The organism is Anaeromicrobium sp., from assembly GCF_025210435.1.
Classification (GTDB): Bacteria; Bacillota; Clostridia; order Peptostreptococcales; family Thermotaleaceae; genus Anaeromicrobium.
On the sequence record NZ_JAOART010000070.1, the window covers coordinates 19,436 to 31,352 of the forward strand.

Below are 11,917 nucleotides of genomic sequence, written 5' to 3' on the forward strand. Positions count from 1 at the left end.
TAAAATTTCTTATCTTCATGGCTTTAATTATTTTAATATTTTACATATCTTAATGGATTTACAGGAATCTTATTCTTTCTCACTTCAAAATGAACATGGGGTCCAGTACTTCTTCCTGTACTTCCCACTAGGGCGATCTTTTGTCCCTTAAATACCTTCTGACCCTTTTTAACTAATAGCTTACTATTATGTCCATAATAAGTTATGGTGTTTCTTCCATGATCTATTATTACTAAATAACCATAGCCACTTTTCCATCCAGAATAAGTAACCTTTCCACCATCTGCTGCTATAACCTTTGTACCATATGGGGCTGCTATATCTATTCCCGTATGCTTTCTACCCCATCTCCAACCAAACCTAGAGGATAATCTTCCCCTAGTAGGTTTTATAAATGAACCTGATCCTATCCTTGGTGGAGGATTTTTAGTTCCCTTTAATACCACTTGAGTCACTGGTTTTGATACTATATTCTCACTAACCACATTCATGGCCACTTGAACACCATTTTGTGTTACTACCTGGGCTAGAACTTCTTTCACACCATTTTTACCTGTTATCTTTACTTTCTTTTCACCCTTGTAAAGGGCTGATGTTTCTTCAAATTCTACCTCATAGGCTATCTTCTCTTTCAGGGTAGTATTTGTTACAGTTTCCACTGTTAAAAGGGCCTTAGGTACTATTAAACTAATACTTTGACCTATTTGTAATTTTTCTGGTTTAACATCCATATTAGCTCTAACTAAATCGTCAACGCTTATATCATATTTTTTAGCTATAGTCCAAAAACTCTCTCCCTTTTCAACCTTATGAATTTTCTCCTGGTCAGTGCCCTTTAATATGAAGTCAACAGCTTCATCCACATTTTTAACTTCAGGTCCTTTGATCTGTACCTTATCTATTTTAATATTCTCTGCATAATCATATTTTTCAACTTTAACTTGTTCATCTGGCTCATAGATAGACTTAATTTTTTTTAATACTTCTTCAGCTTGTGATTTAGTATGTAATGCAACTATGCACTTATCTTCAACCCATATACCACTTGCCACAACTTCTAAATTTATGTTTTTTGAGATAGCCTTCTTTATATCTTCCACATGTGCTATCTTATCTTTATCTACTTTTACCCTTTCATAGGTTATAACCTCATCAAATATAACTTCTTCTCCATAAGTGTTAAATAATTCCTCTTTAACACTTTCTAATACTACTTGAAAATCTTCTTTATTTTTAACAACTGTGATAACCTTTCCATTGGATTTCACTTGGAAGGCCATACTATTTATATATAAAAAAGTAGATATAAGTATTAAACATAAACTTAAAGTTCCTATGAAACCAATCTTCTGTTTTTTACTCAATTCTTTAAACTTGCCAGATACTTCTTCTATCTTCATCTTTTGAGACTTCCTCTCTTAAATTAGTAAAACTAGTCTATTCTACCAATATAGTATATCATATACCACAAAATAATTAAATAGTCTTATTTTCTCTCATAATCTATCCATTTTTTGAAGAATTTCTCTAGATTTTTATTAGATATCTGCTCACATACGTTCAAAAAGTCTTCTGTTTTAGCAATTTTATACTTATATTTATCAAAATATACCTTCATTACCTTAAAAAAAGCATCATCTCCCAATTCTTTTCTTAGATTTTCTATAAATATGGCACCTTTAAAATAAACTAAAGTCTGATATTCTCTAGAATCCTTAAATTCTGATACACTTCTATATACTTTTTCAGTATTACCCTTTTTACTATTTTTATATTCATTATAAGATCTTAACATCATATCCTTGTATATGGCATCCTTAGCTTTTTTTCCATATTTCTTCTCATAATATAGTAAAGTTGAGTACTCTGTTAGGGCTTCATCTAACCAAGCTTCTTTAACTTCATTATTTCCTACTAATCCATACCACCATTGATGGGCCACTTCATGGACTACCACATATTCAAGCATTTGTTTCCTTTCTTCAGAATAAAGGGTCTTATCTATAAAAACTATATTGGGATACTCCATGCCTCCTATGAAAAAATCCGATGCAGCCACTGTAATTTGTTCATAGGGATATTTACCATAGAGACTATTAAATATTTTTATGCCATCTTCAGCTGATTTTAGTGCTAATCCTATATAGTTTTCTTCTAAAGAATAGGATTTTATTCTTATATCATCTACTTTATTCTCCTTAACTTTATATTTATCACTTAATATTAAGGCGAAATCCCTTATGTTTTTACCTTCAATGGTCCATCGGACCTTACCATTAATTTCTTCCTTTTTTATAATTTTCCCAGAATAGGCCATATTATATTCCTTTGGAACTAAAATCTCTATTCTATAATTTCCCACATGGCTATAGAAGGGATCTCCAATGGCAAAATATGGATCTAGATTCCATCCCTTTTCATCATATACGGCCATAATAGGATACCAATTTCCCAAATTTATAGTGTCATTTCCATATCCAAAGCGACCACAGGAAGGAGGTATCTTTAACATATAATCAATATCTAAATTAACTTTTTCTCCAGGTTTTAAATCTTCTTTTAATTCTACCTTTAATATACTATCTCCAATACCAATTTCATTAAACTTTAAGTGTTCCTTTCCACTTCTAATATTTGTTATTTTCATATAACCCGATTCAAATCCCTTAGGATAAGCTAATATCATATCTGATTGTTCAAAGGGAACAGTCTTTTCTTCTTTAAAAGCATTAGGATACAAATGAAGATATATGCTTTTAAAAGTGGCCTTACTAGTATTTGTATATAAAATATTTTCCTTTATGATTAATAGTTTTTCTACTGGATCAAATTCTCCCTTTAAAGTATATTCAGTAGAAGTTTCACTTTCATATTCCCTTTGAAATCCAGTGGGAACACTCTTTAATACTTCATGGTTGGAAGCAAAATTTGCCATGAACAGTAACCCTACTATTATTCCCAAAACCTTTATTTTTCTCTTACTAAAAATTAAATCCATAAAAGCCCCCCTTAAAATTCCCCTATTATATTTATATGTTTTCCTAGGGGCCATATGCCTATGGGACAGTTAATCCTATCTATTCCAGTTTAAATTTATATCCTAATAGGTTATAATTATAAGGCTACATTATAGATTCCGTAACACTAAGCTTTCGTTATACAGTAACTTGCCTACAAGGGGAACTATTGAAAATTTTTGGAATTGTGGAACGTCACAACATCTTATGCTACTCCAACATGAGTCATGAACCTATCTACGAGGATTCCCACTTTCGATTGTGACAGGGACTTCATTGGAAAAAATTTTCAATATATTTACCTGAAGTAGGCTCACATAAAGCAAGTTTATAATCACGAAATCTATAAGGTATATGATATAATTAATAGGAGGAGGGATAAGATGCACTTTTTTAAAGAAACTACTAAAATAGACTTGGGAGATACTTCCATAGAAAACATATTCATAAATGATTTTATGCCCATGGCTAATGGAACCCATGTGAAGGTATACCTCCTTGGATATAAATACGCAAATGACAGAGATCCCTCTCTTAGGGTGAATAATCCAACCATATCAAGACATCTTAGCATCCCCTTATCTGATGTTATGGACGCATGGGATTTCTGGGAAAAAAAAGGAATAATAAAAAAACACTTCATAAATGATGATAATCCTTATGATTTTAAAGTTGAATTTTTAAGCCTAAAACAACTTTATATAGATAATAATTATAAAATAACTAATAACGTTGTAGAAACTGAAGAAAATATAGTCCATAATTCTTCTTTCTCTGCTAAAGATTTTATGGAAATTCAAGAAGTTCCAGGAGTTAAGGAGATGTTTTCTCTTATAAGCCAATTAATGCAACGTCAATTAAGTCCTAATGAATCAAGAAACATATCAGAATGGATTTATAAATATCATATAGACCCAAGTTTTATAATAAGAGCTTTTGATTATTGTATAGAAAGAAAAAAAGTAAAAAATATAAGACGTATTAGTTATGTAGAAACTATCATAAAAAATTGGTCTCATGATGGTATAAACACAGAAGAAAAGTTAGATAACTATTTGGAAAAAACCGACAAAAGGTATTATCAATACAAAAGAATATTCAAAGCATTAGGTTTTGGCTATAGGTCTCCATCCGAAAAAGAAATGAGTATTATGGATACTTGGTTTGATGAGTGGAATTTTTCTATGGAATTGATTTTAAGGGCCTGCGAAAATTCTTCTAAAACTTCTAATCCTAATATTAACTTTATAAACAGTATATTAAAAGGATGGAAACAAGATAAAATCAACACAATAGATGAAGTAAACGCTAAGGAAGCTGCTCACAAAGAAAAAACTACTACAAAGAAGACTCCTGTGAAAAAGAGCTTTTCTAATAATAGATTTCATAACTTTAAACAACGTACTGATAAATATTCCAGTGAAGAACTAGAAAAATTAGTCAGAAGAAAGAGGTAGGTGAACAAAATGTCAAAAAATATTTCCAAAACTATACTCCTTGAATACGAAAAGGCTAGAGATAAAGGCCAAAAAGAACTAGAAGATAGAAAAAAACAAGTTCACGCCCTATTACCTAAACTTAAAGAAATAGAAGATGAGATAAATAAAACAGGAATTCATATGGCTAAAGCCATATTAACTAATCTTAATGATTATGACCAATACTTAAATGAATTAAGGAAAACTTTAGAAAGTTTAAAACAAGAAAAGGCCATATTATTGACAGAAAATAATGTTCCCCTTAACTATCTAGAGATTCAGTACAATTGTATCGGCTGTAGTGATACGGGATTTTTACAAAATGGTACTAAATGCAAATGTTTCAAACAGAAACTCATAAACCATGCTTATAAAATGTCTAATCTAGATAAAATATTGGAAAAGGAAAACTTCAATAACTTTAAAATAAGTTTATATGATAACAAGCCCTTTGAAGAAGAAGAATTAACACCCTATGAAAATATGCAACATATCCTAGAAGATTGTGGCCTCTTTGTGAACCATTTTGATAAAATTAATGAAAATTTACTATTTTATGGAACTACCGGATTAGGTAAAACCTTCATGTGTAATTGTATAGCCAAGGAATTATTAGACAGGGGTAAGATAGTAGTTTATCAAACGGCCTTTAAAATATTAGATATTATTGAACAATATAAATTTAGCAAAGTTAAAGATCCTTTAATCAAGGAGAGTTATCAAATGTTATTTGATTGTGATCTACTTATTATAGACGATTTAGGAACTGAACTTACTAATACCTTTACTAACTCAGAATTATTTCACATATTAAATACTAGATTAATATATGACAAAAAACTCATCATATCCACAAATTTAGATCCAAAAGAAATTGCCACTACCTATAGTGAGAGAATTTTCTCAAGGATATTTAGTAAGTTTAAGGTTATGAAATTTTATGGTGATGATTTAAGATGGGAAGTTTAAAACAGCTTAGTTATAAGCTGTTTTTTTATTGTAAAACAAACTTATAACTATAATATATTAGAACAGATTAAACATTTATCCTATTATAAAAATTATAAGCAAAAAAATTGTTGACATTGGTCTATTTATGTTGTAATATATATAACTGTGAGCAGTACGACCCATTAGCTCAGTCGGTAGAGCACTTGACTTTTAATCAAGGTGTCCCGCGTTCGAGCCGCGGATGGGTCACCACCATGCTGGTGTGGCTCAATTGGTAGAGCAGCTGACTTGTAATCAGCAGGTTATGGGTTCAAGTCCCTTCACCAGCTCCAATACATAAAAAGGGGCGTGAGATCAGGAAACTCATGCTTCTTTTTTACGTTTATCCTATTAAACATAATTAATCCCCCTTATAGTATTAATCGTGTTTAATATTTAAAAATATATGATTATATTTTTCTCTAAAGTGCCAACGGCACTTTTTTTAATTTATAGGGAAATAATTTTAATTCTAAAAGTATGATTATTACGCCCTTCCTCTCGTCAATGGACATTTCTCCAAGTTCTCAAATTAAATTCATATTAGACAAATATATATTCCAGCTATAATTCATATATATAATATTTATAGTAAATAAATGGTAGTTTATTGGAAATTAATTTATTTGATTGTGATATAATATCAATATATATTATTCGTTAAACTAATCATTAGTCCAGTTCACCTTTTTTCTCATAAAAAAAAGCACCTTAACTACAATTTTGCATCTAGGCGCTTTAAATTATTTTTAATAGGTCACTATTTTTCCAACTTGGATAAATCAAATACTCTTACTAATCCATCTGCACATAATAAATGTAAACGCTCCTCATGTATAATAAATTCTTCTATAAATTCTTCTTCATTCCCGTCTTCAAAATTTACACTCCATATTACTTCTCCATCTACATTGTCAAAATCTAATAATGTTACACTATCAGAAAAACGCAAAAACATATATCTTCCATAGTTATATGTTTCTAAAATATCATCTGGGAATTCAATCATCCAAAGTGGTGTTGTTTGGTTTTTATGAAAATAGAACCTTGAATCATAAGTTGTATATAAGTAACCTTTATCAGTCTTATTCCACATTTCTTCTAACCATTTTTCAAATTCTTTATCTTCCATATTTTTAAAATCCATGTAATATTCATGCTCTGTATCACAATTTATTAATTTATAGGTATCATATGGATATTCATTAATTATTTCACCTGTTTTAGGATTAAATTCATAAACCATTCCCTTTAAAGTATTTTCATATAGATATCGATTTTTGTATTTATTATATTTATATTTATAATTTCTGTATCCATAGAACTTAATACCTCCGCTTTTATATCCTCTGTCATTTTTCCAAATGATTTTTCCAGTCTTATAATTCTTTCCATACATTATATCATAAGGAGACTCTGAGAATATAACTAAATCATCATGTATTAAAATATCATTACAAAAATGTTCTGCCACAGGAGAGTTTAGCAACATTTCAATTTTTTTCATGTTAAAATCCCATGCTTTATTATTAAATATATTCTCATTCCTCAATAAATCTATAATTTCACCACTATCCGATATATGCTCTTCTGGGATTTCAAAGCTAAATATAGTTTTAAAATCATTAATATTTAGAATATAAATTTGCTTAGGTGTAGTCAAATATAAAATATCTTTCTCTATAATATATTCACTAACTTTACCTTGTACTTTTTGGAATTCTAAAATCTTATCTAATTCAATTTTATTTTCACTAGGAATACTTTTTATAGTAACTCCCATTTCTTCTCTTTTTTTTAACATTGATTCTCTTTTCATTATTTCATCTTGTGAATTACCTCCAAACATTGTATTTAAGGCAACTATAAATATATATATTGTAAATAGTGTTGATACCCACTTTGGAATAGTATTATTTATTTTAGAATCTTTCATTTCCACAGTATCTCTCCTTATAATTAGACATACATTTAGACATGAAAAAATATTCTTCATGCTATAATAGTACAATAATAATTAAATAAATTTCCAGTTAAATAAAAAAACATTTATGCACAACCTTTTTATAATTAAGTTCCTACACAAAAACATAACAGGTGGTGTGAATAAATGTTTCAGAGCTAAATTATATCAAAAGAACTATCCTTAGACAAATTTTTCAAAGAATTAATTGGACAGTCAACAGAGTCATATATTATTTTTCCAACTTAGATAAATCAAATACTTCAATACTACTATCTTCATATGATATATAAAGTCGATCTTTGTGTATAGAACTTCTATGTATTAAATTATATCCTGTCTTCATATTCCACAATATTTTTCCATTTTTATCTTCAAGTTCTAATAATACTATACTATCAACCAGATTAAAAAACATATCCCTTCCATAGTTGTGCCTATCTTCAATTTTATTTGGAAACTCAATTTCCCAAAGAGGTGTTAAGCTTTGTCCATGAAAATGAAACCTTGACTCATATATGCTATAAATATCTCCTTTTCCAATTCTATCATAACCTTCTTCTAGCCAGTTACGCAATTCCTTATCTTTTACACTTTCCAAAACAATAAAAACATCTGTATGCTTATCACTATCCCTATTAGCCAATTTCACTAAACTATAAGAATATTTACCTATTATCGCCCCACTCTTTGGATTAAATTCATAAAATGCACTATCAAATCGATTCTTATATAAATATCTATCTTTATACCTATATAGTTCAATTGTTCCGCTTTTCCATCCTCTTTTACATTTCCAAGAAAATTCTTTTGTATTGTAATTTATTGTATAAGTTGCGTCATCATGTCCATGTGAAAATATAACTAAATTATCATATAACAAAACACCTCTATCTAAACTATCTACCTTAGTGTTATGCCAAGATTTTTCGGTTTTATAATCTAACAGTATTTCGCCCTTCTTTGTATCAAAAACAACCACTGTATCATCAGAAGTTATTGCTAATATTCCATTAGATGCACTTAGATTATAAAATAACTCATCCTCTCCATAGGGATCTTTAAAACTTTTTACCTCCTTCAAAAATTCCTTATCTACAACATAATATATCCCTTTCTCTGATTGAAGGTATAAATTTTTATCATCTGTAGCATATCTCTAAACCCTTCCATCTGTCTTAAACTCCCAAACCTTCTCTAATTCAACGATATTTTTACTTGGTAGTGAAATTATGTTGTTTTTTTGTTCTTCACCTTTCCTATTTCCAATGCTCCTTGTTTTCCCTGAATTAAAATTGTCAAGCCCCAGGTTTAGAGATAAATATACCATTCCCAAAACAATGATAATAACAATAATTACACGTTCTACCTTTGCCATTTTTTTCTCCTTTTTATGTACACAAAATATAGGTATAAAGAATTAATTCTTTATACCTATATCATATCACTTTTTCATCAAAATCTTCTTAATTTTTTAAGGAGCATATGTGTTAAATTCAGGGTCTATAAGCGAATTGGAGGGTGCTTCAAATTTAGGGTGTGACACTTTCTTGTCTATCATTTTTGTAACTGTTTCTACAAGGGCTATGCCTGCAGGAGTTGTAGATAATCCATAACAAACCACAATCACATTGTTATTTTTGGTTTTACCCCCACTTGCTGTAAAGTGTTTATATGTAGCTCCTAGTGCTATACCAACGTTTTCTACATTCTTCGGATCAAACTCGTCATATGTCTTTTTCTTTAAAACCTGTACAAGAGTAACGGCACCACCCGGAAGTTGTTTACCAGGCTTATACCCCTTTGGATTTTTTAAATATTCTATAATCTCACTATAAAGAGTCTTAATTAAACCATCATCAATAAATCCACCGCCAAACTTATACAAAACAGGTTTATTCCAATCTGGTATATGCGATCTATTGTCATCTTTATACTTTTGCACTACTCCATCACCGAATTTCTGTTCATCAGACTTAATAGACATTCCGCCTGCTGTTGCGAATAACATATCAACATTTACCCCGATTCCCCATCCAACTGTTTCATATACTTTTTTATCAGCCCATTCGGCACTTTTTTCTATGGTACGTTTACATACAGTAGTAGCCAAAGGAGTGCGTAATCCCTCTGACTTAGCTGACAAAAGATGGAGATAACATCAAAGTCTTACCTATTGCTATAACTGTGTCTAGCCTTTATTTTATCCATATAAAAAGCATCTTAAAATAAGTACTTTAGTTTAATTCCATGTATTACTATTTTTCCAACTTAGACAAATCAAAAACTTTAACAGTGTTGTCTCCAAAAAGTAAAAATAATCTTTCTTTATATACAAAACTAAGAAAGTCTATTCCATGTTCTGGCTTCATGCTCCATAATATTTCCCCATTTTCACTTTTAGAATCTAATAAAACTATGCTATCACATAAATTTTAAAAAACATACTTTCCATAATGATATTCATCCTCAATTTCCCTTGAGAATTGAAGTTCCCAAAGCGGTGCTAAATTTTGTCCGTGAAAATAAAACCTCGATTCATATACACTATAGATATCGCCTTTCCCAGTTCTTCCATACAATCCTTCTAGCCACATACGTAATTCTCTATCTGCCACATTTTTAAACGTGTCAACAACATCTACATGTTTATCACTATCCCGATTATTCAAGTCCACAGAACTATAGGGATATTTATTGATTATCTTACCATTTTTAGGATCAAATTCATAAAATGTACTACTAGATGGATGCTCATATAAATATCTATCTTTATACTTATGTAGTTCAATTCGTCCGTTTTTCCATCCACGCTTGCTTTTCCAAGCAAGTTTTCCTGTATTGTAGTTTATCGCATATGTTGCACTATCAAAGCCATGTGAAAACATTACTAAATCATCATACAATAAAACACCCCTGTCTAAACGACCTGCCTTAGTACTATTATGAGACTTTTTTGTTTTATAATCTAACAATATCTTTTTCTTCTTTGTGTCAAAAACAACCACTTTATAAGTAGAAGTTATTGCTAATATTCCATTTGATGCACTCAAATTATAAAATGTGTCATCTTCTCCATGAGGGTATTTAAAACTATTTACAAGGTTAAGAGAATCGCTATCTATAACATAATATGTGCCTTTTTCTGTTTAAAGATATATATTTTTCTCATCCACAGTATGTCTACATAGCCTTTCATCACTTTTGAATTCCCAAAGTTTATCTAACTCAATGATATTCTTACTTGGCAGTGAAACTATATTGTTTTTTTGTTCTTCATTTTGTTTATTTACAACAACCCTTGTTTTTCCCGAATTAAAATTATCAAGACCCATAACTAAAGCTAAATATATTATTCCAATAGCAATAATAGTAATACTTGCACCCATCGCCTTATTCATTTTAACTCCCTCTTTTTTTGACCTATTATTTTATCACTTATGTGTAAAGTTTTTTCATTTATTTTTTATGGAATACATATATTAAAATCAGGTTCTGGACGATTAAGAGCTTCTCGAAGCCTAGGATCTGACAATTTCTTCTTTTCCATTATTGTCTTTGTTTCTACAAAAGCTACTCCTACAGCAGATGTAGATACTCAGTAGCAAAGCACAACTACATTATTATCTTCAGTCATGGCTGAATTTACTGTAACATGTCCATATGTAAAGCCTAATGCTCTACCAACTTGCGTTACTGCAATGGGATCAAATTTATCGTATGACCTTTTCTTTAAAACCTTTACAATAGTAAAGCTACCCTCTGGACGTTGTTTCCCAGGCTTATATGCCTTCGGGTTCTGTAAATATTTCTCAAACTCCTCGAACATGGTCTTTAAAAAACCATCATCAATATATCCTCCTGATGCCTTATAGTAAACAGGCTTGTTCCAATCTGGTATATGTGGGCGATTTTCTTTTTTATATACTTCTAATACGTCTTGCCCGAATTTCTGTGTATCAAATCTAACAGCCATTGCTCCTTTAGTTGCAAATACAAAGTCAATATTTGCACATATGCCCCAACCAACAGTTTCATATACTTTTTCACCAGCCCATTCGGCACTTTTTTTCTATGGTACGTTTACGTACAGTAGTAGCCAATGGATTATTTATTATATCTATTGGTGTAGGCTTGAATGAATATATTGCTGATTTTGGGCCGTTGATAAACTGAATGTAGAGTTTTGCTTAAAATTGGTTCTCACGCAATTTTGGTGAAAAAGTTATACACTTATCCTTTTCAAGAGAACACCTTAAATATCATCCAAATATTTCCTGTGAATTAAGAACTTTCAACCTTAATAATTCGAAATTACATCTTCCATGGCTTGTACGTTTTATTTCTTTAACTTTATTAACCATTCCTTCTAAAAGACCATTTGTATATTCACTTGTAGTACTGTTTTTTACTGCAATCAGATCTCTTTCTATCCCTAATGTAAAAGAATTTATTTCTGGTATATTAAA

At 30.1% G+C, this 11,917-nt stretch carries 12 protein-coding genes and 2 tRNA genes; 4 read left to right on the forward strand and 10 right to left on the reverse strand.

Annotated features, from left to right (window positions below):
• Nucleotides 1-32: 32 nt before the first annotated feature.
• Nucleotides 33-1,400, reverse strand: coding sequence for a M23 family metallopeptidase (locus N4A57_RS08630; protein WP_293657570.1), 1,368 nt, complete (start codon nucleotides 1,398-1,400; stop codon nucleotides 33-35).
• 86 nt (nucleotides 1,401-1,486) lie between these two features.
• Nucleotides 1,487-2,998, reverse strand: a complete 1,512-nt coding sequence (locus N4A57_RS08635; protein ID WP_293657572.1) for a M1 family metallopeptidase — start codon at nucleotides 2,996-2,998, stop codon at nucleotides 1,487-1,489.
• Nucleotides 2,999-3,400: 402 nt separating this feature from the next.
• Here N4A57_RS08635 and N4A57_RS08640 point away from each other — a divergent pair, with 402 nt between their 5' ends.
• The 4 genes from N4A57_RS08640 (at nucleotide 3,401) to N4A57_RS08655 (ending at nucleotide 5,778) form a co-directional block, all read left to right on the forward strand.
• Nucleotides 3,401-4,474: a DnaD domain-containing protein gene (locus N4A57_RS08640; protein ID WP_293657574.1), complete on the forward strand. Its 1,074-nt coding sequence runs from the start codon at nucleotides 3,401-3,403 to the stop codon at nucleotides 4,472-4,474.
• A gap of 9 nt (nucleotides 4,475-4,483) precedes the next feature.
• A complete protein-coding gene (locus tag N4A57_RS08645; protein WP_293657576.1) occupies nucleotides 4,484-5,464 on the forward strand; it encodes an ATP-binding protein in 981 nt (326 codons plus the stop codon).
• A 158-nt stretch (nucleotides 5,465-5,622) separates the two neighbouring features.
• Nucleotides 5,623-5,698, forward strand: a tRNA-Lys gene (locus N4A57_RS08650).
• Between the two features lie 4 nt (nucleotides 5,699-5,702).
• Nucleotides 5,703-5,778, forward strand: a tRNA-Thr gene (locus tag N4A57_RS08655).
• Nucleotides 5,779-6,245: 467 nt separating this feature from the next.
• Here the strand turns inward: N4A57_RS08655 and N4A57_RS08660 are convergent.
• The 8 genes from N4A57_RS08660 to N4A57_RS08695 all read right to left on the reverse strand — a co-directional run.
• Nucleotides 6,246-7,427 carry a hypothetical protein gene (locus tag N4A57_RS08660; protein WP_293657577.1) on the reverse strand — a complete coding sequence of 394 codons (1,182 nt, stop codon included), beginning with the start codon at nucleotides 7,425-7,427 and terminating at the stop codon, nucleotides 6,246-6,248.
• 253 nt (nucleotides 7,428-7,680) lie between these two features.
• Nucleotides 7,681-8,532 carry a hypothetical protein gene (locus tag N4A57_RS08665; RefSeq protein ID WP_293657578.1) on the reverse strand — a complete coding sequence of 284 codons (852 nt, stop codon included), beginning with the start codon at nucleotides 8,530-8,532 and terminating at the stop codon, nucleotides 7,681-7,683.
• 75 nt (nucleotides 8,533-8,607) lie between these two features.
• Entirely contained in the window at nucleotides 8,608-8,826 is a 219-nt protein-coding gene (locus N4A57_RS08670; RefSeq protein ID WP_293657579.1) for a hypothetical protein, read from the reverse strand.
• 96 nt (nucleotides 8,827-8,922) lie between these two features.
• Nucleotides 8,923-9,561, reverse strand: coding sequence for a hypothetical protein (locus N4A57_RS08675; RefSeq protein ID WP_293657580.1), 639 nt, complete (start codon nucleotides 9,559-9,561; stop codon nucleotides 8,923-8,925).
• A 322-nt stretch (nucleotides 9,562-9,883) separates the two neighbouring features.
• On the reverse strand, nucleotides 9,884-10,501 hold the full coding sequence (locus tag N4A57_RS08680; protein ID WP_293657582.1) for a hypothetical protein: 618 nt from the start codon (nucleotides 10,499-10,501) through the stop codon (nucleotides 9,884-9,886).
• A gap of 96 nt (nucleotides 10,502-10,597) precedes the next feature.
• Nucleotides 10,598-10,849, reverse strand: a complete 252-nt coding sequence (locus tag N4A57_RS08685) for a hypothetical protein (RefSeq protein ID WP_293657583.1) — start codon at nucleotides 10,847-10,849, stop codon at nucleotides 10,598-10,600.
• A gap of 197 nt (nucleotides 10,850-11,046) precedes the next feature.
• Entirely contained in the window at nucleotides 11,047-11,424 is a 378-nt protein-coding gene (locus tag N4A57_RS08690) for a hypothetical protein (protein WP_293657585.1), read from the reverse strand.
• 286 nt (nucleotides 11,425-11,710) lie between these two features.
• The coding region (locus N4A57_RS08695) for a transposase (protein WP_293657586.1) at nucleotides 11,711-11,917 on the reverse strand (207 nt) is incomplete at its 5' end.